The organism is Celeribacter ethanolicus (assembly GCF_002407265.1).
Classification (GTDB): domain Bacteria; phylum Pseudomonadota; class Alphaproteobacteria; order Rhodobacterales; family Rhodobacteraceae; genus Celeribacter; species Celeribacter ethanolicus.
The window spans coordinates 3,118,253-3,139,341 of the sequence record NZ_CP022196.1 but is presented as its reverse complement, the minus strand read 5'-3'; the positions used below and the strand labels follow the sequence as shown (position 1 = coordinate 3,139,341).

Here is a 21,089-nt window from a genome sequence, read left to right as displayed (position 1 = left end):
CCACGATACGGACATCTGAGAGAATATGTTTGGACCTCTGCGGCTTCCAAGGCTTTCTCGCGTGAAAAGGGAAGACCATATGACCAGCACCGATCCAGATACGATCTCTCCGCTCACAGATGGAAACTGGCCGGACGAGATTGCCGATTTGCGCGAAGGGTTCGCGGGGGCTCTGAATGTCTATCGCACCATGGCGCATCACCCGGAGTTGCTGCGCGCCTGGGCGCCTTTGCGTCAGCATATCGTCAAGGACAGCACGCTTGGGGCCCAGAATTCGGAAATCGTGATCCTGCGCACCGGGGTGCGGCTTGGCTCGTCCTATGAATGGGCGCACCACGTGTCGCGCGCGCGGGCGCTTGGCATGGACGACGACAGGATCAAGGCGGTTCTTGCCACGCCCGAAGGTGATGATGCGTTGTTGGCCCAGGCGGTCGATGCGATCATCGACCATCAAAAGCTTCCCGCAGCGCTGGAGCGGCGCCTTGCGGAGGTCTTCGGTCAGAAGGCCGTGTTCGACATCATCGCCACGGTCGGGTTCTACACGGTACTGGGCACGATCCTGATGACCTACGACGTACCCGTCGACGACAAGATCGCGGCCGAGATCGAGGCAAACCCGCTCTGAAGCCTTAATCCGGCAGCGACGCCGAGATCTTGTCGGCAATCTCCTGCAATGCGGTGCCGTAGTCATCTATCGCACGTCGCGTGGTCATGGCGCTGCGAATCCAGATCAGGGAAATACAGCCCAGAACAACGCCCCGCGACAGGATCGGCACGGCGATGGAGGCGGTCTCCAGCCGGAATTCGCCACTGTCGCGCACAGCAAAGCCACGGGCGCGGGTCTCCTCCAGCAAATGCGACAACATCGGTTCCTCGAGATAGGGCCGGTCTTCCTCGACATTGAGGCGACGCAGATGATCGAGGATCAGGTTGCGTTCCTGCTCCGGGCAAAAGGCCATATAGGCCCGCCCGGCAGAGGTGCGCAGCACCGGCATGCGAAACCCGGTCATGCCCCGGTCGATGGACAAAGGCGAGCGGCCGTGGGTCGTCTCCTGAACCACCATGGCGGCGTTGTTGTAGACGCTGAGATCGAGCGGCCAGACCACGCGTTTGGCATATTCGCCAAAGATCGGACCCGCCGCCTGGGTGATCTCAGAAGTCAGGGCAGAACCATCGCCCAAGGCGGCGGCAAACCGGGTGACGCGGACATAGTTCGAGGTCGCGGAAAAGGCGACGTAACCCAGTTCCTCAAGCGTTTCCAGCAGCCGGTAAACGGTGGGGCGCGGGATGCCGAGCGCCTTGGCAATCTCGCCCGGGCGCGCTTCGCCAACCTTGTTGACATAGCGCAAAATGGTCAGGCCCCGCGCGAGAGATCGCACGGAACCTTGAGATAATTTCGGCGGGGCTGTTTCGTTGGTCATGGGACAACCATTTCACAGCGCCCGCCAAAGCGCCAGAAGCCGATGTCAGACTTCGGCCTTCACCGGGTTCGACAGCACGCCGACACCGGAGACCTCGACCTCGCAGACATCGCCGTCTTTCATGAACAGCGGCGGATTGCGGCGCGCGCCAACCCCACCCGGCGTGCCGGAGACGATCACGTCACCGGGCAGAAGCGGCAGGATCGTGGAGCAATAGGCGATCAGACGCGGAATCGAGCACACCAGCATGTCAAGCGTGGTGTCCTGAACCGTTTCGCCGTTGAGGCGGGTTTGCAGGCGCATCTTGGTGTGATCCCCAATCGTCTTCGAGATCTCGTCGGCGGTGGTCATCCAAGGACCAAAGGCGCCGGTGCCGGCAAAGGTCTTGCCCGGCATGAACTGATGCGTGTGCTTCTGCCAGTCGCGCACGGAACCGTCATTGTAACAGGCGTAGCCCGCGACATAATCCATCGCGTCCGCTTCGGAAATGCGGCGGCCCTCCTTGCCGATGATCACGGCAACTTCGCCCTCATAGTCGAACATGTCGGACTCGAGCGGCTTGATCAGCGCTTCGTTGTGGCCGATCTGAGAGCCCTGATAACGGGCGAAGAGCACAGGATTCGGGGTCTCTTCGCGTCCGGTTTCCTCGATATGCGCATGGTAGTTCAGACCGACGCAGATGATCTTGTCCGGGTTCGGAATAACCGGATCGTGCTTCACGTCGTCAAAGGCGTAATCGGCATCGGCGGACACAAATTTCTCAGCCGCCGCCATATCGCCCGTGGCAAGGAAGTCGCGAAGCGTCGGCGCGTCGAAGCGTTTGCCGAGATCGACGATTCCAGAGTCGTTGACGAGGCCGTAGGAGGACACACCGTCTTTGGTGAAAGAGCAAAGTTTCATGATTAAGCCATTTCCGGTTGTTGCGTTTCAGAAGAAGGTTGAAGCGGATTGGGGAGGATGCGAGCGATCAGCGCCTCAAGCTCCGCTTTTGTATCGGCCCCGCCCAGAGTGTGGCGGTCGGGACGCAGAACGGTGGCCCTTGCCCCAAGACGGGCGAGGTGATCGGCGGCGTTCGAGTTGTCGGAGGTCACAAGCCCCACGCCATCCGGGAGCGTCAGCCCCTCGGCCAGATCGGCTTCGGCCACGACGACGAAAGCGTGCGGGAAGACATCGTCCATCCGTGCGCCATCGCTCATCCGCGGCTGACCGAAAAGACGCCCGGCCTTGTTGCTGCCATCGCCAAGCCCCGGCCCGATCGGCGGCGCGATGCTTTCCATGCGAGCCGAACCATCGGCGGAGGGCAGAGCGGCGCGCAACGCCTCTTCGGTGCCGACCGTGTTGATCAGCCCGCCGAGCCGCACGGCGGTCTTGATGTATTCGGCGGCATTGGGTTTGCGCTCGCTCTCATAGGTGTCGAGCAGTTTCTCTGCCGCCGCGCCCGTGACCAGACCTTTGCAGATCAGCGCGAGTTTCCAATAAAGATTCACCACATCGCGGGTGCCCGCGCACATGCCCTGGCCCATGAAGGGCGGGGTCTGGTGACAGGCATCGCCCGCCAGAAACAGCCGCCCTTCGCGCCAATCCTTGGCGACGAGCGAATGGAAGGTGTAGACGGCGGTGCGCTCCAGCTCGGCCTCGTCGGGTTTGAGCCAGTCCGAGAGCAATTCCCAAACGCGTTCCGGCTTGGCGATCTCATGGCTTGCCTCTTCCGGCAGCACGGTGATCTCCCACCGCCGCCGCATCCCGGGCGTGCGCACGTAGGTCGCGGGACGTTCCGGCACGCAATACTGGATCGAGTGATCGCCCAGTTCCGGCTTGTCCTCATTGAGGATCACATCGACCACGAGCCAGCGTTCGTGAAATCCGTAATCCTCCATATCGCTTTCGATATACCGCCGCACCAAGGAGCGCGCGCCATCGCAACCGACGACATATTTGGCGGTGACGTGATGCACCTTGCCCTTGGTCATGTCCTCGTAGCGCAACTCGACCTTGTCGCCTTGGTCGTCGATGTTGAACACCTCGCAGCGCGACCGCACGGTCACCTCCGGGCGATCCGCCATACGGTCCCGCAAAAGCTCTTCGAGGTCAGGTTGGTGGAAGCGGTAGTTCGCATTCCACGCCTGCGGCCCTTCGCCTTGCGGACGCGGCCAGTCGAGGAGCATCTTGCCGTCCCGGTCGACGAATTGCATGCCGGGGTGGCGATGGGTCTTCGGCGCCATCTCGTCAGCGATGCCGATCCATTGGAAAGCCCGCATGACTTCGGCGTCGAAATGCACCGCGCGTGGCAGGTGATAATGGGCGCTCTCGCGTTCCAGCACGAGGGTTTTCACCCCGCAGGCCCCCAACAGATGTGCCAGCGTGGCGCCCGCAGGCCCGTAGCCCACGATAGCGACGTCAAAATGCTCCATTTATGTTCTCCCTGCTGCGTTCTTTTTGGCAAGTTCACCGTAGAGCCACGGACATTCCGCGATCGGCGGGCTGCGACGGCCGCGTTCAGCGGCGTCGAGGCGCATATCGCGCAGACGTTTGCGCCCGCCTTCTTCGGTGAGATAAAGTCGCTCATGCCCCCAGAAGCTCGGCCCGTCATGGGTTTGATGCGGTTCCCATGTTTCCGGGTCGATCAGCCGTCCGCCCCAGCCGTTTTCAACAAAGAAACCCGACGGCGAATGGGCGTAATAGGACGTCATGTAATCGTTGGTGTGCCGCCCGAGCGTATAGGCGACGCGGCCCTCATCCATCTGGGCGAGGTCATAGCCCTGCCCCAGATCGTCGAGGTTCTGGAATTCGACCATGAAGTGGTGAAAGCCCAACTGACCGGAGCCGACCATGGCAAAGGAATGGTGCCGGTCGTTCAGGTGGAAGAAGTAGAGGCCATAGGGTTCGAGACCGTAATCAGACACATGAAAGTCCAAGAGATCGCGGTAAAACGGCATCATCACGTCGATGTCTTTGACGTGCAAAACCGCATGCCCCATGCCCAAGGGGCCTGTGTTGAACCCATCAATCGGACGGCCCGGCACGAAGGGATCGGAAGCGATCATCGGATTGTAGAACAGCTCAACCCGGTTTCCGCCCGGGTCCTCGAACCAGATCAGCCCCTCGACAAAACGCCGGTCACACAGCTCTTTCGAACCCAGCGTGACCTTGACGCCAGCGGCGTCCAAGCGCCCGGCGTAGAGTTGCAGATCGTCTTTGGCCGCCACTTCAAAGCCCAGAAACGCCAGCGTTTCGCCGGGTTCATCGGACACCAGAAGTCGCTGCATCTTGTCGTCCATGCGGAAGGCAACAGCCTTGCCGCCGCGGTCGATCTTCTGCATGCCCAGCAGCTTGCCGGCAAAATCGGACCAGTCGTCGAGCTTGTCGGAGCGCACACCGAGATAGCCCAGAGCAATGATCGCCATGGTTGTCTCCATTGGTTGAAATCGGAATGCCTCAGTTTAGGGGATCTGCTCCCTGACCCCGAGGCGGGATCCCTGTCCGTCCGAAGAGCGGACAGGGCCTGTGATGTTCAGTGCCCGGCAACCTCATGGGCGCGGTCCAGCGCCGCCTGCGCCGCCGCCGGGTCCGGTTGCTCGGACACCCAAAGTGCGGGCGCTGCGGCAAAAGCTTCGGCCCAGGCGGCCATGCCCGCGGCGTCCGGGTCGATGAAGGTCACCTTGTCGTCTTCGCGGAAGGCCGCTTCGATCTCTGCATCGGTCTGATCGACGACAGAGGCGATCCATTCCGCAGTCGCGCGACCGGACATCTCGTCGATCACCGCCTTGTCCGCATCCGACAGGCTGTCATAGGTCCGCTTGTTCATCAGGATGGACATGGGCGAGGACATGAAGCCCGTTGTCGAAACATAGGGTGCAACCTCATTGAGACGGAAAGTGCGATAGGCATCCATCACCCAAACCGCGCCGGACACGACGCCGCGCTCCAGATTTTCGTAGACCTGCGGGGCCGGAATCCCGACGCCGGAGGCGCCGACCATATCGAAGAGTTCCGAGCCGAATTTCGACGGCGAGCGCAGTTTCAGCCCGCCGAGATCTGTCGGGGTTTCCGCCGGTTTGTCGGTCATGAAAAAACGGTAGGCGGGCGTTGAGAACAGCGCGATCACCTTGTAATCGGCATATTCCGCATCGAGCGCGCCGTCTTCGGCCAGCGTATTGAGAATATTGGCCCCGGTCGCGCTTTTGTCCACAAGACCCGGCAGTTCGACCACGCCCGTAAGCGGGAAGAGGCCCGGCGTGTAGTTCGGCACCACAAGCGCGATATCGGCCACCCCGGCCTTAACCAGTTCCGCCTGCGCGGGCGGCGCACCGAGAATTGCGCCGGGATAAAGCTTGAGACTGGTTTTACTGGACAGTCTCGCGTTTACCTCGTCGATCCAGGGTTGCAGAACTTTCGAAGAATAGAACCCCTGCGCCGGTTCATGCACGGAGACGCGCAGCTCGCGGGCCTGCGTCGCGGTGGCGGTGAGGGCAAGAGCGACAGCGCTTGCGCTGAGAAGCGTCTTGATGTGCAGTCGGTTGAACATGGTTTCCTCCCTTATGTTCTTAAAAGGCGTTGTAGGGCAGCCAAATCACGATGGCCGGAAGTGCGATGATGATGGCGACGCGGATGAAATCGGCGATCACGAAAGGCGCGGCACCTTTCCAAAGCTCGGTCAGTTTCACGTCCGGCTGGACGGTCTTGAGCACGAAGAGGTTCATCCCCACAGGCGGCGTGATCAGCCCCATCTCGACGACCATCACCGCGAAGATACCGAACCAGACGAGGTCGATTCCGGCGGCCTGTGCGATGGGGACGAAAAGCGGCACGGTGAGCAGCAGCATGGCAAGGCTGTCCATCAGCGTGCCGAGCGCCAGATAGATCACCAGCATCAGCAGGATCACCAGAAGCGGCTGATCGAGAATGCCGGAGAACATGCCCGTCAAAGAGAACGGCAGACCGGAAAGCGCCAGAAAGAAATTGAACAGGTTCGCCCCGATCAGCACGAGATAAAGCGCACCACAGGTCATCGCCGTATCCATCAGGGCGGAGAACATGCCTTCAAGGGTCAGTCGGCGAGACAGCAGGCCGTAGAGCAGCACGACAAAGGCGCCGATGGCTGCGGTTTCGTTGGCGGTGAAGACGCCGGAATAGAGACCGCCCATGATCAGGCCGAAAATGCCGACGGGAGGCAAAAGTTCCTTGAGGGCGAGGGTGCGCTCATGGGCATTGGCACGGGCGCGTTGCGGCGCGGTGGACCAGCCAAACCAGATCGGCACCCAGATCGCCATGCAATAGAGCAGCACGGCAAGGAAGATCGGCCCGGCAGTGGCAAGCAGAAGATCCCGAATGGACTGCTCCGCGATGAAAGCATAGATCACCAGCACGGTGGAGGGCGGGATCAGAATGCCCAGAGTGCCGCCTGCGGCAACGGAACCTGCGGAAAGCGAGCGCGAATAGCCCGCGTCCTGCATTTCCGGCATGGCGATCCGGCCCATGGTCGCGGTGGTGGCAAGCGAGGAGCCTGAGATCATCCCGAAACCGGCCGACGCCCCGATGGTCGCCAGAGCCAGCCCCCCGCGACGATGGCCGATCAGAACCGACATCGACTGGTAGAGCTTTGCCGAGAGACCGGAACGCGCGGCGATGTTGCCCATGAGCACGAACAGCGGCAGCATGGTCAGCGTGTAGTTCGTCAGACTGTCCCATGTTGTCGTCGCACCGATGGCCATGGCCCCGTCGACGCCGATGATCATGGCCGAACCGAGGATACCGACGAGACCCAGAGCCACGGCGACAGGGACTTCGAGAAAGATCATCAAAATGGCCGCGGCAAAGCCGAGGCCGCCCAAAAGAAGTCCGCTCATCACCAATCCCTCTCATTGCGCAGCGCAAAGCGCAGTCCGGCCAATGCGGCAACCAGACAGGCCGCGAGCGACAGTGCGGCAAGCGTGATCAGAACCGGGATCGGCAAACCAAGATCGGCTGTCGTTTCAGGAGAGCCGATCTTGCCGATGGCATTTTCGGCAACGATCCAGACCAGCAACGCCGCAAACACGGTCGAAGCGATCGCCCCCACCACTCCAAGCGGATAGGTGAACCGGTTCGGCGACAGCTCGGAGAGCAACTTGGCCGTCACATGGGTGCGTTTGGCATAGCAAACCGGCATAGACAGAAGCGCGCCGAGGCCGATGGAGAGAGACGTCATCTCGATCGCGCCGGGAATGTTCTTGTCCGCAAGCGCACGCAGGGCGACATCCCCCACAGTCACGCCTGTCCCAAAGAGGAAACAAACCCCGGCGCCTGCCAGGAAGCCGTTCGAGATGATTTTCTTGAAAGTAAGCCGGGTCATGCGTGCCATTCTTTTCCCTCGTGTCTCCGGGATGGCAGGATGCCCGCAATCATGCAGGTGTGATGCGTTTTCATTGCGTTCCTCCCAAACGCTTTTGGCCGAAAATAAGGAACGTGTTCAGTCAAAAGATACGCGGAAGGAAGATGTGTCCATCTGGCGGACGCATGGACGACGGCATCTTCAGGGAGATCAGGCGCCACATTTCGATGGTCTTTCGTTTGATCCCCTCTCGGTGTTTCAGAATGGTTTTGCCGCGTCCGCAGCAAACACCCCGGGCAGGCAGACCTCTCTTCGCTTGCTGATGTGGAATGCCAAAAAACGGACCTTGGATATGTCTCGTCGCAAATGAAAAACGCCGCCCGATGCAGGGCGGCGTTTCGGTATTCAGGCAGGTGAAACGGTCAAGACGTCGCCTGAGCCATGCCACAGAGGCCTCTTACCAAGAGGTGATCACCGCGCCGTCATAGCTCTCTTCGATAAAGGCTTTGACCTCATCGGAGTGATAGGCCTCCACAAGGGTTTTCACCCAGGGCAGGTCCTCGTCACCCTTGCGGACGACGATCACGTTCACATAGGGGCTGTCGGCCTTTTCCATTGCGATGGCGTCGTCTTTCGGGCTCAGACCCGAAGCGATGGCGTAATTGGTGTTGATGATCGCGATGTCGGCATCCGACAGGGTGCGCGGCAGTTGGGCGGCGTCCAGTTCGAGGAACTTGAGGCCCTTGGGGTTGTCCTGCACATCGAGCGGGCTCGGCACGAGGCCGGTGCCTTCGGCGAGCGTCACGAGACCGAGGTCTTGCAACAGCAACAAAGCACGGCCGCCGTTGGTCGGGTCGTTCGGGATCGCGACTTTTGCACCGTCTTCGAGGGTGGCGAGATCTTCGATCTTGTCGGAATAGATGCCCATCGGCGTGGTGATCGTGTTGCCCACGACAACAAGCTCAAAGCCGCGATCCTTCATCTGGTTGTCCAGATAGGGCACGTGCTGGAAGGAGTTGGCTTCGATGTCGCCATCGGCCAGCGCGGTGTTCGGGATCACGTAGTCGGAGAATTCCACCACGTCGATGTCGAGGCCCATCGGGGCGGCGACTTTGGCGACTTCTTCCATGATTTCAGCATGTTCGCCGGGAGACACGCCGACTTTGATCTCTTCGGCCATGGCCACGGAGGCCATCAGAGCCAGCACGGAGGAAAAGGTTGCAACGCGCAGCATGTGTAAACTCCTTATGATGCGGTTCGGATAGGGTTATTGACCACGCCCCTTGGGCGCACGTTTGTCCACGCGGGCGGCAATCCATTCACCGATGGACTGCACAAGCTGGACGAGAACAATGAGAATGACGACCACCACGGCCATGACATCGGGCATGAAGCGTTGGTAACCGTAGCGAATGCCGAGATCGCCAAGCCCTTCGCCACCGACGGCGCCGACCATGGCCGAATAGCCGATGAGGCTTACCACGGCGAGCGTGAGGCCTAGCGTGATCGCAGGCAAGGCTTCGGGGATCAGCACCTTGCGGATGATCTGAAACGGGGTCGCCCCCATGGCGCGCGCCGCCTCTATGAGCCCGCCATCGACCTCGCGAATGGCATTTTCCACCAGCCGCGCGATGAAGGGCACAGCGGCGATGGTCAGCGGCACGATCGCGGCGGTGGTGCCGATCGAGGTGCCCGCAATGGCGCGGGTGAAGGGGATGATCGCCACAACGAGAATGATGAACGGCACGGACCGCGTGGCGTTGACCACGAGGCCCAGAACCTTGTTCACCCAAGGCGAGGACAAAAGCTCCCCACGCTGGGAGGTTGCCAGAAACACACCCAGAGGCAGGCCGAACACCGTCCCCAGAAGGGTCGAGATCGCCACCATGTAAAGTGTCTGACCGGTCGCTTCGATCAAAAGGTTGATGAGATTAGCCGACATAGCCAAGCACCTCCGTCAAAAGCCCGTGACGTTCCAGATAGGCCCGCGCCTCATCGCCTTTGGCGGCGTCGAGCGAGACCAGAAGATTACCGAAGGGCTGGGTGCCGATCTCTTCGACCGCACCGGCGAGAATATTGACCTCGATCCCTAGATCGCGGGTCAAAAGCGCCAACATCGGATCGGTCGCATGTTTGCCGGAGAAGGTCACGCGCACCACTTCCTCGCCGCCCGACGTCGGACGTTCAGCGATGATTTTATCTTTGATAAAGGCGGGCAAGGTGACACCCGTCACGCCCGACAAGAAAGAACGCGTCGTCGGATGTTGCGGCGCGGTGAAGACGTCATAGGTCGTGCCGGCCTCAACGATCTGGCCGCCCTCGATCACAGCGACATGGCTGGCGATGTCACGCACCACGGCCATTTCATGGGTGATCAAAAGGATGGTCAGCCCGAGATCGCGATTGATGTCTTTCAACAGCGACAACACGGTTTGCGTGGTCTCCGGGTCGAGCGCCGAGGTGGCCTCGTCGGAGAGCAGGATTTTCGGCTCGGTCGCCAGAGCACGGGCGATGCCCACGCGCTGTTTCTGGCCGCCGGACAATTCGGACGGGTAGCGATCCGCCTGCGCCGTCAGCCCGACACGGTCAACGAGATCGGCCACGCGGGTCTTGATTTCCGCGCCTCCAATGCCCGCAATTTCCAGCGGCAAAGCGATGTTCTCGGAGACGGTGCGCGAGGACAGGAGGTTGAAATGCTGAAAAATCATCCCGACGTCGCGCCGGATGGCCCGCAGCTTGGCGCCGCGCGCGGTACCCACGTCCTGATCGCCGACCAGCACCTTGCCAGAGGTCGGACGCTCCAGCCCGTTGACCATGCGCAACATCGTGGACTTGCCCGCGCCCGAACGGCCGATGATGCCGGTGATGGTCCCGGCCCCGACGGTCAGGGAGACATCGCTGATCGCGGAAACGGTTCCCCCGCCCGGTTTGGCAAAGGATTTTCCGACCGTGTCGAATATGATGGAGGCCGCTTGGCCGTCGTGTGAGGTCATGGTTTTGATTCCAAAGGCCCTGATCTATCCCGGGCTGTAGACCTGAATGCGCCCCAAGGTTCAAGCCGCGCGACTCAAGAAACCAAGCCTGCCCCTGCCCGTCGAAACGTCCCGGCGCTTGCCCATGCTCACCGATGAGAGTGACGACAGCAAAATCCAGCAGCGCACCGGCTGGGGAGCCTTGCAGACGCTGCGCCCTGAATATCCGTTGAATTTCCATCGGCCTTTGGCCTTGGTAGCGGTTCGCGTATGCACCGAACTTTCGCAATTCGCCCACAAGCCACCACCGGTGAGGTTGGGGCAAGCAACTCCATAAAACAATCCCCAAGTTGACCTGAAAAAGGTTGGTTTATTACCTGCATCTAATTCTCCTGTCTCGAGCCGAGAGCTCGCAAGGTCGCCGCCCAGACGAACTTCATGGTCGCCGACGAATGGCACCTGCAGCCCAATGTACTTGCAAATCTCGTGTTTGGGATCGGTTTGGATTTCGGCGCTGTACTTGCGGATCAATTCGCGCACGGCCGTGGTCTTTCATCCCGGCAACGCCTCGCCAAAGGCTGCCTCTGACTGACGCTATTTCGCCAAACCGTCAAATTGGGTCACAAACCTGAGGATCAGGTCGTTTTCGTGTGACGTTCAACAAGAGATGTGAAACGTCGCGAACCTTTGACTCAACCGATGGATAAAACCTAGAGAAATTGCCCCACCACGTCATTCAAATCCGACCCAAACGTCACGCATTTTTGACCCTGCTTCCAAAACCGCCTTGCTCCCACACGACAAGCCGAAACAGGAGCGGGACAAGTTATTCAGTTTTGCCAAAAAATGTCGAGCTTCCCACTTTCAGTTTGCGCTTGGCCTTCAATTTTGCGCAAGGATCGCCACCCACCCCACAACGGAACTAAGAAAAACCCCATTACAGGCAATGCCACGAAGGCGACCCCCGCCATCACCGTGGCATGCTGATCAATCTCGCCTCCAGCGGGCAGGATATATTGCATGATCCGTAAAATAATGATCCCTGATCCTCCCCCCATCAGCACGCCGAGGCCGATAACCAGAGCGTAAAATCCAAATGCGATTTTTAGGAAAATATCAGTTACGCTCTTTGTCTCCCGCTTCATACCCCAGTGTGGGGTCGGACGTGAACGAATAATCATCTGACCCGCCACCGTCTGATAGCGAGATTTGAGATTCTGAGCATGAGCGACAGAATTATACCGCAACACTCCAACAAGCCCCCCGAGCAAGACCGCCAGCACCATCGCGAGAAACAAAGACCAACATAAACGGTCATTATGCGACAGCCAAGCCAAAGGCAGCGCCAGGAAAGCCGCGATAGAGAAAACATTCAAAAGTAACAAACTGCCCGTGGCATAAGAGGGGCGATAGCTTCCGTGCCTCCTGAGCGGCCAGGTTGCCAAAGGTGCCAATACAGCCAACAGCACAAAAGCACCCGCAATCCAAAGTCCCTGTGATTGCGGAGAAAAGGCATTTAGCCCTGCTATCAATGCCGGAAGCACCATCAGCGTATGGATATTGATGCGCACCTTGCGACGCTCGAGCTCTTCGCGTGACTGGATCGAGGCATTCACGTCAATACACTCCCCTACCACCCATGCCTCGCATCCATGCATCCAGTTGGTCGAGCGGGTCAGAACAGAAAAGCGCACAATGCCCCAAAGGGTCATTTTCACGCAAATGTTGCTCAAAATCGGCATACCACTGGTCAAGAAGAGAATCCACATTTGTGGCGATCTCTTCGATAAATGCTGTGATAGCACGTAGTCCACGCGACACCGCTCCGGCAAAGACACGTCCGATACGGCTCGCGCGTTCCTTAACCGCCAGCCACTGATCAATCTTATCGAGCAGGACGCCGACGACGATCGACACACCGAATCCGATCCCCACCACCAGAATAACCGGCGCTGCGGCGGCAGAGGCAGCAATAGCCCCAGCAATCATGACGCCTGCGAAGCCAGCGGCCCATACTTTGGCGAAGGTTACACCGAGCGCACCCAACAAATCGCCCCAATTCTTTTCAGGGTCTTCACTCTGAACGAAATCCGAAACGTCAAAGCTTGCGGCGATGATAAAGCCAATGAAGTTGCCTTTCGCGGCAGATCGAGCGGCACTTGCCGCACCAGTTCCCCCGCCCGCACGCGCAGACATTACGTCGGCGTAGCTGCTGATATAACTCATTTTTCCATTGCGAAGCCCATAAGCTGCCGCAGTGATGAAAGAGCGCCCCCAGTGCGCCCCTTGAAGATAATTGCAAAGCGCCCGTCCCAAGATGAGATAGATTTTACATAAAAACGCCCCTCATAAATCAGTTCGCGCAGAGCGGCGATCACCTGACCACGTTCGGAGCAGGCCACATTTGTCGCGAAAACAGCAAGGCCTCCCACTTCGTTCGAACCACTCGAGACGGTATTTTGCACGATAGAACTGACCAGCCACTGCAACTCAGAACGGTTCAAATCATCTACCTGAAGACGTAATGGCGCCCAACCAACAGCGCAATAATTGCTACCCCACCGATACGCCAAAAAGCGCTCCGACCGCAGCTGTCGCTGCCATTGCGAGAGCCCCCCAGAGCGTGACCCTCGCAGCGCCCCGAACGACACCAGCGCCGCCGGCGGAGGCGCCCAGACCGCCAAGAACCGCGAGGCCGACGATTGTCAGTGCCGCCACGAATAGCGCGATCCACGTTTCGGGCGCCAATAGAACGACGATTAGCGAAACGACCGCACCCACGGCGAATGTGAGGGCTGAGACCAGCGCCGCCTGGATCGGGCTGGCCGTCACTGTCTCGGAGATGCCGAGTTCGTCGCGGGCATGCGATCCGAGCGCGTCGCGTTCGGTCAGCTGGTGGGCCACCTTTTCTGCGAGGTCGCGATCGAGCCCCCGGTCCACGTAGATCTGGGTGAGCTCCTCGAGCTCCGCCTCGGGCGCTTCCGCCAGCTCGCGGGTCTCGCGGGCAAGATCGGCTTGTTCCGCATCAGTTTGGGAACTGACCGAGACGTATTCTCCTGCCGCCATGGACATCGCACCGGCCACGAGGCCAGCCAACCCCGCGATCAGGACCTCAGGCTTTCCGGATCCTGCCGCGGCGACACCGACCACGAGGCTCGCGGTCGAGACGAGCCCATCGTTGGCGCCGAGAACGGCGGCCCGCAGCCAGCCGATGCGATGCACCATGTGGATTTCGGAATGCGAGAGGCGGCTCATGGCGTGGCTCCTTGCGCGATGTCATCCTGCGCGGAGGAGACAGCCTTTGGTTCCGGAGTGGTGGGTTTATGGGGCGCGATGCGCAGCGCGCGGAGGGCGTTCAGGATCACTGCAACGTCGATGACCTCCTGCAGGAGCGCCCCCTGCACCGGAGTAAGATAGCCGAAAGCCGCCGCGATCATGCCCATGACTGACAGGCCGATCCCGGCGACAACGCTTTCGACAGCGATGCGGCGCGCGCCGCGCGCGATCTCGATCCCTGGCCCGAGCCGGTCGATACGGTCGACAAGCAGCACGACGTCCGCCGCCTCCGCCGATGCTGCAGCCCCGCGTGCGCCCATCGCTACACCCACATCGGCCGCCGCGAGAGCCGGCGCGTCGTTGACGCCGTCGCCCACCATCATGACCGGTCCGTGCTTGCGCTCGGAGAGAACCAGCCGCACCTTCTGGTCGGGCGTGAGCCCGGCGCGCAACCCGTCGAGGCCAAGCCCCTCGGTCACGCGCTCAGCCACGTCCGCGCGGTCGCCGGTGGCGAGCAGGATGCGAATGATCCCCTCCCGCCGCAGCCCGTCGAGCATCACGCCCTCGCCATCGCGCAGCGGATCGAACATGACAAGGTGCCCCGCCATGTGACCGTCGACCGCCACAGCGACCAGGACCGAACCGGCGGCAATGGTGGAATGATCGCCCGGCTGGCGCCCCACGCGCGAGGCCACGAAGCTGTCGCCACCGACGATGACCTTCCGGCCCTCGACATGGCCCACGACGCCTTCGCCCGGGATCTCGGCCACGTCCGACGGCACGGGCAAGGCGAAGCCCCGCTCCTTCGCGGCGGCGACAATGGCTTGCTCCACCGGATGCTTCGAGGCCTGGTCGAGCGATGCCGCGAGGCGCAGGATGTCGTCCTCCGCCATGCCGTCGTGGCTGTCGATCGAGACGATCTGCGGGCGGCCGTCGGTCAGCGTGCCAGTCTTGTCTAGGATCAGCGTTCGGATGCGTGCCATCGTCTCGAGCGGTCCCGCGCCCTTGATCAGCACTCCGAAATGCGCGGCCCGTGACAGACCAGCGACGAGCGCGACCGGCACAGCAAGGATCAGCGGACAGGGCGTGGCGACGACGAGCACGGCGACGGCCCGGATCGGATCGCCAGTGAACCACCACGCAGCGAAGGCGATGCTGACCGTGACCGCCAGAAACCCTAGGGACCAACGGTCGGCCAGCCGCGACATCGGCGCCTTGGACGCCTGCGCCTCCCCGACCAGCCGGACGATCCCGGCATAGGTGCTGTCCTTGGCTTCTCTCGTCGCCGTCAGGTCGAACGCTTCGCCCGCATTGGTCGAGCCACTCATAGCGTCGGCGCCGTGGGCGAGGCGCACCGGTAGGGATTCGCCGGTCAGCGCGGAGGTGTCGACGAAGGCCGTCTCCGAGGCCACCATGCCATCCACCGGCACCATGTCGCCCTGCCGGATCAGGAGACGGTCGCCGGGCGCAATGTCGTCGAGCGGGATCTCCTCCAGCCCGCCGTTGCGGTGCCGGGTCGCCGTCCGGGGCACGCGGGAGAGAAGGTCATGCATCTCGCGCCGGGCACGGCCTTCGGCGAAGGCTTCGAGGAAGGTGCCGCCTGAGTACATGACCGCGACGACTGCCGCGGCGAGGGTCTCGCCGAAGACGAGCGCCGCCGACATCGACAGCGCGGCGACGATATCGAGGCCCACCTCGCCGGAGCGCAGGCTGCGCAGGATCTCGACCAAGAGCGCAGCGAGCGCGGGAACGACGCCGGCGATCCAGATCAGGTTCGCAGCGTTGGGTCGGCCGGAAAAGTAGAAGGCAAGTCCCGCAATCAGGCCGGTCGCGGCAATGAGCAGAATGGCGGTCTTGATGCGATCGGTGCGGTTCTGTTCCATACGGCTCATTTCCCCTCGGCTGAGGCGATTGCCGCTGGCTTTTCGGAAAACAGTCGTCCGACTCCTACGCTCCTTACGTTTCCTATATCATTACGCACAAGAAACAGGGCGTCGAGCCGTTGTTTTCTTGTGAGTTCGGCTCCTTTGTCCGGCCCGAGCACCATGAGCGCGGTTGCCCACGCATCGGCCTCGGCACAGGTTCGAGCCACGACGGTGACGGAGGCCGGTGACGCGATCAGCGGCGCACCGCGCCTCGGGTCCATCGTGTGCGACAGGCGGCGCCCCTGCACCTCGACCCAGTGACGGTAGTCGCCCGAGGTGGCGACGGCGGCATGCTGCAGCGCGAGGATCGAATGCGGCGTCCGGCGCTTGGCGTCCGGCGCCTCGACCGCGATCGTCCAGGCCTCGCCGTCCGGCCGGAGGCCCATTGCACGCATCTCGCCATCGATCCCGACAAGGGCATCGGCGATCCCATGATCGCGCAGGGTCTCGGCGAGCCGGTCGACGCCGTAGCCTTTGGCGATACCGTTGAGGTCGAGCGCGATGGGCGCGGCCTTGCGGAACCTGTCGCCATCGCTCTCCAGCACCTTATGTGCCGGGCGGCGCGCGGTCTGCATCGCGGCGCAGATGCCAGCCGATGTTGCATCCCCGGGCCCGAAGCCCCAGGCCGTCACCGCGTCGCCCATGCCGATGTCGAACGCCCCGCCCGAGGCGCGCCCGATCTCGAGGCCAAGGCGCAGGACTGCGGACAGTTGCGCAGGCACCGCCACCCATTCGCCCACCGGCGCCGCGTTGACCCGCATCAGGTCGCTGCCCGCGTTCCAGGTCGACATCTGCCTGTCCACCTCGTCCACGGCCCCCTGCAGCGCCGCGCGGACCGGGGCCTTGTCAAATTCGGGCTCCGTGAAGAACAACGCGGACCAGCGCGTGCCCATCGTCGGTCCGTTCAGGGCAACCTTCACCCGTTCAGTAGACATCTTCGACATACCGCCCCTCCGCCTTCAGGACCGCCGGCGTCAGCCCGGAGGTCGCGAGGATCTCGGCCAGCGCGTCGGCCACGCCGGCTGCCATGTCGCGCCCGCCGCAGACCATCACGCGGGCGCCGTTGCGGATGAGGTCCGCGACCTGGGCGGCCTCGCTGCGCAGCGCGTCTTGCACGTAGTGCGGACGCGCCCCGCGTGAGACGGCCGTGACCAGCCCGGTCAAACGACCCTCGTCCTGCCAGCCGGCGATGTCCTCGCCGTAGAAGAAATCGCTGTCGGGATGCCGCATGCCGAAGAAGAGGTGAACGGGCCTGCGACGCGCGTTGCCGCGTATGAAGCCCGCAAGCGGCCCGATGCCGGTCCCCGCGCCGATCAGGATCAGCGGCGCCCGGCTCCGCCCCGGACGGAAGCCGGGGTTGGGGCGCAGGAAACCGCTCACCGTGTCGCCGGGCTCCAGCGCCGTGAGCTGACCCGAGCAGAGCCCGCCGGGGTGCTTCTTGACCACGATTTCGATGAAGCCGTCGCGGCGCCCAGAGGCGAGTGAATAGAGCCGCGGGACGGTGCCACCTTTGGGCAGAATGCCGATCAGGTCGCCCGCCTGGAACCGAGCGAAGCCGCCCCCGATCAGCCGTTGCCAGAGCAAGACGCGGGGAAGGGCAAACCGCAGGATCGCCGTCGGCGCCTGCACCTCGGCGCCGTAGTCGCGCCGCGAGACGAGGGTCAGCGTCTCGGTGGTGGGCAGGACGGGCTGGTGCGACAGGTCGAGGTCGATCCCGAGCGCGTCTCCGAGCGCGCGGCCCCAGCGCGCGAAATCCTGCGGCGATTGCCGGTCGATGGTGTCGAGAGCCAGCAGTTCGGGCCAGCCCTTCGCTTGCGCCGCTGCCGCGACGTCCTTGGCGAAGGCGCAATAGGCCGGAAAGCTCCGGTCGCCGAAGCCGAGCACTGCCAGAGGGATGTTCGGCGCGCGGTCAGACGCGTTCAGCCGGTCGAGAAAGCCTTTCGCCGACGCGGGCGCCGCCCCGTCGCCATAGGTCGCGGCGAGCAGGATGATCCGCTGGGCGCTGGTGTAGCGCTCCGGCGTGAAGGCCGACATCGGGCCGACATGGACGCTCTGCCCGGCTTCTGTCAGTACGGCCTGCAAGGTCGCGGCGAAGCCCCAGGTGCTGCCGCCCTCGCTCCCGACAAGCAGGATCGTCTCGGCGCGTCCCACGGGCTGATTGCCCCGGACGCGCGGCCGACCGCGTCGCCCGGCGAGCCAGACCCGGACGCCGGTCGCGCCCATTGCGGGTACGCTGAGCGCCATGAGCCCGAGCACGAGGCCGAGCGTCGCCGCGCCCTGTCCGGTGTGCAGCATGTAGATGGTTTCGGAAACGCGTTCCCACCCCGTGAGGTCGGCCCAGGCCAGCAACGCCCCGTCGCCCTGATCGAGGTATCCGGTTCCCCGGTCCGTCTTGAGCGTGAACACGTCCGTCGCATCGCCGGGATAAGGAAAGCTCAGCTCGCGCAGTTCGGCGACGGGCGTCTGCTGCAGCGTGGGTATCCGGTCCAGCGTGAACCCCGTCTCTCCACTGACTTCGGTCGGGGCGGCCGCTATGGCGCCTCCATCCGGCAGGAGATCGAAGGTAGACGCCGTCATCCAGAGGGCGGTCGTGGAGGACAGAACGAGGCCGACGACGGCGATCCGGGCGATCTCGACGTGCAGCCTGCCCACGAGCAGACCACGCAGGCGCGCGAACCAGTGCCGCCATCCGCCCGCCCGCCGCACGACAAGCGCGGCACCGGAGAGCGAGAGGACCAGCATGGCGGCAGCCCCTGCAGCCATTGCGATGCGGCCGCCATCCCCGAGGAACAGCGACCGGTGCAGGTTGGTCAGCCAGCGTTCGGCCTGGTTCGGGTCGGCCGAGGCCACGCCCCCGCCCGTCGCCGGGTCGATCACGGCGGCGCCCGGCGCACCCTGATCGAACCAGTAGGCGGTGATCCGGCCCGAGGGTGATCGGCGGATCTGCTCGACGCCCGGATAGACCGCGTGGATGCGGTCCGCGAGAGAGGCAACGGTCAGTCCGGCTTCTGCCTGCGGCGCGGCGATGCACTCGGCCGCGGGAAAGACCGACAGCGCCGCGCCGCTCAGGCTCAGGATGGTGACGAGCGCGAGGGCCAGAAGACCCGGCCAGCGATGGAGTGCACGGATCATGGCCCCGGCTCCTCACATGTCGTAGGCGAAGCTGGCGATGTAGCGGCGGCCGGTCACCGGCGTGCCAGCGCCATTGGTCGTGAGCGGAACCGCCACCTCGTTCGGGCTGTCGCGCATGTCTTCGACCGCCGCGTCGATGTGGAACGTGTAGCCCGCATCGAACAGCGCGTCGGCCAGGTCGAGCGTGATCTCGAGCGTGCGGCCCGCGCCGACGCTGGCGCCGGTGATGCCGTTGACCTGCGCGGTGTCGCCGCCGGTGGCACGGTACCAGTCGCTCAGGTGCTCGTAATACTTGGATTTGCCGCCGGCCATCCACAGGCTGCCGACATAGGCGCCGGACGCGTCGGTGACGTAGAGTGCGAGGTAGGCCCCGTCGCCCCCATAATTATTGAGGGTCGTGGTGAGCGTCACCGGCCGCGCCATGGCGAGGCCGGGAAGCGTCAGCGCCGTGGTGAGCGCGAGCGTTGCGAGAAGCGATTTCATCGGGTTGATCCTTGTTCGGAGGGGGCTTCGGAGCGGTTCAGTTGACCTGAACCTGCGGAGGTGCGCCGGTCCCGAAGAGGCCGTTCTGCGGTGGGGCGACGGAGCCTGCGGGCGCGGGACTGCGGGCGCCGCCCCGGCAATCGTCGTCGTCATCATCGTCGTCGCAGTCATCGTCATCGTCGTCGTGGCCGCGACGCGAACCGTCCCGCCAGCGGTCGTCGTCGTCATCGTCGCTTGCGAGAACGAGCGGCATCGCTTGCGGGGCGTCATCGAAGAGAGCGGCGACGGGCCGAAGGACGTCGGATGGGGCTTGCATCGCGCTCCAGGCGGGGACGCCGATCGCGGTGGTCAGCGCCGTGGACGCGACCAGAAGTGTCAGGGTCTTTTTCATGGCAGAGTCTCCTTTCGTCTGCTGAGCACAATCTGGAGACGCGACCTGAGGGCTTCCTGACGCGGCAGCGATTCCCGCTTCAGCTTGCCGTCAGGAAGAGAGCGGCTTCGGACGAAAAAAGGCCCCGCCCGTGAGGGCGAGGCCAGGCGGGGCCGAAGGGACCGTCGGCCTTGAGTATGGGTGCCGTCAGGCGATGTCGCCGGGACCGGGTCCGCGCTTGTCGCCCGTCACCATGGCGCGCGCCAGGTTCTCGTGGTGACGGAAGGATGCCAGCACGACGCCGCCCACATGCAGCGCGGCGAGCAGCAGCATCAGGTTGGCAAGCGTCTCATGGACCTCCTTCAGCGGTCCCTCGACCTCGCCCCGCCCGCCGTATTCCCGCTCTTCACCGTCGTCGTCGGCCCAGGCGGGCGCCACGATGGCGGGCACGGACGGAAGCATCGCCAGACGGGCTTCGTCCTCCATAAGCCAGCCGGTGAAAGCCGTCCCCGACAGCGTAACCAGCAGCGCCACGACCATCGCCGCGCCCGCCGGGTTGTGGCCGAGGTAGCGCCGCTCGCGTCCGCGGGTCATGTCCCCGAGATAGGCCAGCGTCTCGCCAGGGCCTTTCAGGAACTGGGCGAAGCGCGCGTAGCGACTGCCGACGAGGCCCCAGACCAGCCGGAAGGCCACAAGTGCGGCGACGGCGTAGCCTGCGAACTCATGGACAGGTTGCAGCTCGTCCGCAGTCAGCCATGCGGTCGCGAAGGCTGCGACCAGGCCCCAATGGAACACGCGGACCAGCGGATCCCAGACACGGACCTTGCTGCTTGGCCCCGTGCTCATCTCTGGCCCTTGGTGTGAGATTGCGTCAGTCATCGTTGCCTCCTTCGCGATCCCGGCGGGGGCGATCGTCGTCGTCCTCGTCCTCGTATTCGAACTCGATCACCTGGAGCGTCGCCGGATGAACGGTCACCTCGATCCGGCGCCCCTCGGCGTCGCGGCCGTTGATCTCGTAGCAGCCGTCGTCGATCTTGATGCGGCGCACCGTCCAGCCGTTTTCCTCGGCCAATCGAGCGACGGCGTCGCGCGGCTGCCAGCCGGCCATCGGCACGAAGCAGTCGTCGTCCGCCAGCGCGACTCCGGCCGGGAAGACCGCGAGAAAGCCGAGAATTGTCAATGTCTTCTTCATGGGGTACA

24 protein-coding genes are annotated in these 21,089 nt (G+C 63.1%); 2 read left to right on the top strand and 22 right to left on the bottom strand.

Translation table 11 applies throughout. The annotated features are described in order from the left end of the window. Window positions 1-79 precede the first annotated feature (79 nt). Window positions 80-625: a carboxymuconolactone decarboxylase family protein gene (locus tag CEW89_RS15515; protein ID WP_096806501.1), complete on the top strand. Its 546-nt coding sequence runs from the start codon at window positions 80-82 to the stop codon at window positions 623-625. 4 nt (window positions 626-629) lie between these two features. Here the strand turns inward: CEW89_RS15515 and CEW89_RS15510 are convergent, their stop codons facing one another. The 7 genes from CEW89_RS15510 to CEW89_RS15480 form a co-directional block, all read right to left on the bottom strand. Further along, a complete protein-coding gene (locus tag CEW89_RS15510) occupies window positions 630-1,421 on the bottom strand; it encodes a DNA-binding transcriptional regulator (protein ID WP_066710074.1) in 792 nt (263 codons plus the stop codon). Window positions 1,422-1,466: 45 nt separating this feature from the next. Then, entirely contained in the window at window positions 1,467-2,321 is an 855-nt protein-coding gene (locus CEW89_RS15505) for a fumarylacetoacetate hydrolase family protein (RefSeq protein ID WP_066710077.1), read from the bottom strand. 2 nt (window positions 2,322-2,323) lie between these two features. Next, window positions 2,324-3,832 carry a bifunctional 3-(3-hydroxy-phenyl)propionate/3-hydroxycinnamic acid hydroxylase MhpA gene (gene mhpA, locus CEW89_RS15500; RefSeq protein WP_096806500.1) on the bottom strand — a complete coding sequence of 503 codons (1,509 nt, stop codon included), beginning with the start codon at window positions 3,830-3,832 and terminating at the stop codon, window positions 2,324-2,326. Further along, window positions 3,833-4,825 carry a VOC family protein gene (locus CEW89_RS15495; protein WP_066710081.1) on the bottom strand — a complete coding sequence of 331 codons (993 nt, stop codon included), beginning with the start codon at window positions 4,823-4,825 and terminating at the stop codon, window positions 3,833-3,835. Between the two features lie 107 nt (window positions 4,826-4,932). Further along, window positions 4,933-5,946, bottom strand: a complete 1,014-nt coding sequence (locus CEW89_RS15490) for a TRAP transporter substrate-binding protein (RefSeq protein ID WP_096806499.1) — start codon at window positions 5,944-5,946, stop codon at window positions 4,933-4,935. Between the two features lie 19 nt (window positions 5,947-5,965). Continuing rightward, window positions 5,966-7,267 (bottom strand): TRAP transporter large permease, encoded by a 1,302-nt coding sequence (locus CEW89_RS15485; RefSeq protein WP_096806498.1) that lies wholly within the window; start codon window positions 7,265-7,267, stop codon window positions 5,966-5,968. Next, window positions 7,267-7,752: a TRAP transporter small permease gene (locus tag CEW89_RS15480; RefSeq protein WP_066710095.1), complete on the bottom strand. Its 486-nt coding sequence runs from the start codon at window positions 7,750-7,752 to the stop codon at window positions 7,267-7,269. The genes CEW89_RS15485 and CEW89_RS15480 overlap by 1 nt, the downstream gene beginning before the upstream one ends. Between CEW89_RS15480 and CEW89_RS21080 the strand changes: the two genes are divergently transcribed. Continuing rightward, window positions 7,751-8,101 (top strand): hypothetical protein, encoded by a 351-nt coding sequence (locus CEW89_RS21080; protein WP_198403432.1) that lies wholly within the window; start codon window positions 7,751-7,753, stop codon window positions 8,099-8,101. The genes CEW89_RS15480 and CEW89_RS21080 overlap by 2 nt on opposite strands. 87 nt (window positions 8,102-8,188) lie before the next feature. On the opposite strand, the gene CEW89_RS15470 is transcribed toward CEW89_RS21080, so the two are convergent. The 15 genes from CEW89_RS15470 to CEW89_RS15410 all read right to left on the bottom strand — a co-directional run bounded on the left by CEW89_RS15470 (window position 8,189) and on the right by CEW89_RS15410 (window position 21,081). Beyond that, the gene (locus tag CEW89_RS15470) at window positions 8,189-8,965 is read right to left on the bottom strand and encodes a MetQ/NlpA family ABC transporter substrate-binding protein (RefSeq protein WP_096806497.1); all 777 of its coding nucleotides are present in this window, start codon (window positions 8,963-8,965) and stop codon (window positions 8,189-8,191) included. A gap of 33 nt (window positions 8,966-8,998) precedes the next feature. After that, window positions 8,999-9,673 carry a methionine ABC transporter permease gene (locus CEW89_RS15465; protein ID WP_096806496.1) on the bottom strand — a complete coding sequence of 225 codons (675 nt, stop codon included), beginning with the start codon at window positions 9,671-9,673 and terminating at the stop codon, window positions 8,999-9,001. After that, a complete protein-coding gene (locus CEW89_RS15460; protein ID WP_096806495.1) occupies window positions 9,663-10,724 on the bottom strand; it encodes a methionine ABC transporter ATP-binding protein in 1,062 nt (353 codons plus the stop codon). The genes CEW89_RS15465 and CEW89_RS15460 overlap by 11 nt, the downstream gene beginning before the upstream one ends. A 60-nt stretch (window positions 10,725-10,784) precedes the next feature. Then, a complete protein-coding gene (locus CEW89_RS20895) occupies window positions 10,785-11,243 on the bottom strand; it encodes a hypothetical protein (protein ID WP_157779881.1) in 459 nt (152 codons plus the stop codon). A 290-nt stretch (window positions 11,244-11,533) separates the two neighbouring features. Continuing rightward, on the bottom strand, window positions 11,534-12,319 hold the full coding sequence (locus tag CEW89_RS15455) for a hypothetical protein (protein WP_096806494.1): 786 nt from the start codon (window positions 12,317-12,319) through the stop codon (window positions 11,534-11,536). Window position 12,320: 1 nt separating this feature from the next. Further along, window positions 12,321-12,929: a hypothetical protein gene (locus CEW89_RS15450; protein ID WP_157779880.1), complete on the bottom strand. Its 609-nt coding sequence runs from the start codon at window positions 12,927-12,929 to the stop codon at window positions 12,321-12,323. Next, entirely contained in the window at window positions 12,926-13,207 is a 282-nt protein-coding gene (locus tag CEW89_RS20890) for a hypothetical protein (RefSeq protein WP_157779879.1), read from the bottom strand. The genes CEW89_RS15450 and CEW89_RS20890 overlap by 4 nt, the downstream gene beginning before the upstream one ends. Before the next feature lie 49 nt (window positions 13,208-13,256). Further along, the gene (locus CEW89_RS15445; RefSeq protein WP_096806492.1) at window positions 13,257-13,958 is read right to left on the bottom strand and encodes a VIT1/CCC1 transporter family protein; all 702 of its coding nucleotides are present in this window, start codon (window positions 13,956-13,958) and stop codon (window positions 13,257-13,259) included. Next, window positions 13,955-15,862, bottom strand: coding sequence for a heavy metal translocating P-type ATPase (locus CEW89_RS15440; protein ID WP_096806491.1), 1,908 nt, complete (start codon window positions 15,860-15,862; stop codon window positions 13,955-13,957). The genes CEW89_RS15445 and CEW89_RS15440 overlap by 4 nt, the downstream gene beginning before the upstream one ends. A gap of 5 nt (window positions 15,863-15,867) precedes the next feature. Next, a complete protein-coding gene (locus tag CEW89_RS15435; protein ID WP_096806490.1) occupies window positions 15,868-16,848 on the bottom strand; it encodes an FAD:protein FMN transferase in 981 nt (326 codons plus the stop codon). Then, window positions 16,829-19,036: a PepSY domain-containing protein gene (locus tag CEW89_RS15430; RefSeq protein ID WP_096806489.1), complete on the bottom strand. Its 2,208-nt coding sequence runs from the start codon at window positions 19,034-19,036 to the stop codon at window positions 16,829-16,831. Before CEW89_RS15430 ends, CEW89_RS15435 begins: the two co-directional genes overlap by 20 nt. Window positions 19,037-19,048: 12 nt before the next feature. Beyond that, a complete protein-coding gene (locus tag CEW89_RS15425) occupies window positions 19,049-19,519 on the bottom strand; it encodes a DUF2271 domain-containing protein (protein ID WP_066710127.1) in 471 nt (156 codons plus the stop codon). Window positions 19,520-19,556: 37 nt separating this feature from the next. Next, entirely contained in the window at window positions 19,557-19,910 is a 354-nt protein-coding gene (locus tag CEW89_RS15420) for a hypothetical protein (protein ID WP_096806488.1), read from the bottom strand. A gap of 186 nt (window positions 19,911-20,096) precedes the next feature. Further along, window positions 20,097-20,768, bottom strand: coding sequence for a cytochrome b/b6 domain-containing protein (locus tag CEW89_RS15415; RefSeq protein WP_066710135.1), 672 nt, complete (start codon window positions 20,766-20,768; stop codon window positions 20,097-20,099). Further along, window positions 20,761-21,081, bottom strand: coding sequence for a PepSY domain-containing protein (locus tag CEW89_RS15410; protein ID WP_066710137.1), 321 nt, complete (start codon window positions 21,079-21,081; stop codon window positions 20,761-20,763). The genes CEW89_RS15415 and CEW89_RS15410 overlap by 8 nt, the downstream gene beginning before the upstream one ends. Window positions 21,082-21,089 lie beyond the last annotated feature (8 nt).

Coding starts and splice junctions, on each gene's coding strand:
- CEW89_RS15420 (WP_096806488.1), bottom strand. CDS start 19,910: ATGAAAAAGACCCTGACACTTCTGGTCGCGTCCACGGCGCTGACCACC.
- CEW89_RS15515 (WP_096806501.1), top strand. CDS start 80: ATGACCAGCACCGATCCAGATACGATCTCTCCGCTCACAGATGGAAAC.
- CEW89_RS15460 (WP_096806495.1), bottom strand. CDS start 10,724: ATGACCTCACACGACGGCCAAGCGGCCTCCATCATATTCGACACGGTC.
- CEW89_RS15435 (WP_096806490.1), bottom strand. CDS start 16,848: ATGTCGAAGATGTCTACTGAACGGGTGAAGGTTGCCCTGAACGGACCG.
- CEW89_RS15470 (WP_096806497.1), bottom strand. CDS start 8,965: ATGCTGCGCGTTGCAACCTTTTCCTCCGTGCTGGCTCTGATGGCCTCC.
- CEW89_RS15505 (WP_066710077.1), bottom strand. CDS start 2,321: ATGAAACTTTGCTCTTTCACCAAAGACGGTGTGTCCTCCTACGGCCTC.
- CEW89_RS15430 (WP_096806489.1), bottom strand. CDS start 19,036: ATGATCCGTGCACTCCATCGCTGGCCGGGTCTTCTGGCCCTCGCGCTC.
- CEW89_RS15440 (WP_096806491.1), bottom strand. CDS start 15,862: ATGGAACAGAACCGCACCGATCGCATCAAGACCGCCATTCTGCTCATT.
- CEW89_RS15415 (WP_066710135.1), bottom strand. CDS start 20,768: ATGACTGACGCAATCTCACACCAAGGGCCAGAGATGAGCACGGGGCCA.
- CEW89_RS15480 (WP_066710095.1), bottom strand. CDS start 7,752: ATGACCCGGCTTACTTTCAAGAAAATCATCTCGAACGGCTTCCTGGCA.
- CEW89_RS15445 (WP_096806492.1), bottom strand. CDS start 13,958: ATGAGCCGCCTCTCGCATTCCGAAATCCACATGGTGCATCGCATCGGC.
- CEW89_RS21080 (WP_198403432.1), top strand. CDS start 7,751: ATGCGTGCCATTCTTTTCCCTCGTGTCTCCGGGATGGCAGGATGCCCG.
- CEW89_RS15495 (WP_066710081.1), bottom strand. CDS start 4,825: ATGGCGATCATTGCTCTGGGCTATCTCGGTGTGCGCTCCGACAAGCTC.
- CEW89_RS15485 (WP_096806498.1), bottom strand. CDS start 7,267: ATGAGCGGACTTCTTTTGGGCGGCCTCGGCTTTGCCGCGGCCATTTTG.
- CEW89_RS15510 (WP_066710074.1), bottom strand. CDS start 1,421: ATGACCAACGAAACAGCCCCGCCGAAATTATCTCAAGGTTCCGTGCGA.
- CEW89_RS15465 (WP_096806496.1), bottom strand. CDS start 9,673: ATGTCGGCTAATCTCATCAACCTTTTGATCGAAGCGACCGGTCAGACA.
- CEW89_RS15450 (WP_157779880.1), bottom strand. CDS start 12,929: ATGAGTTATATCAGCAGCTACGCCGACGTAATGTCTGCGCGTGCGGGC.
- mhpA (WP_096806500.1), bottom strand. CDS start 3,832: ATGGAGCATTTTGACGTCGCTATCGTGGGCTACGGGCCTGCGGGCGCC.
- CEW89_RS15410 (WP_066710137.1), bottom strand. CDS start 21,081: ATGAAGAAGACATTGACAATTCTCGGCTTTCTCGCGGTCTTCCCGGCC.
- CEW89_RS15425 (WP_066710127.1), bottom strand. CDS start 19,519: ATGAAATCGCTTCTCGCAACGCTCGCGCTCACCACGGCGCTGACGCTT.
- CEW89_RS15490 (WP_096806499.1), bottom strand. CDS start 5,946: ATGTTCAACCGACTGCACATCAAGACGCTTCTCAGCGCAAGCGCTGTC.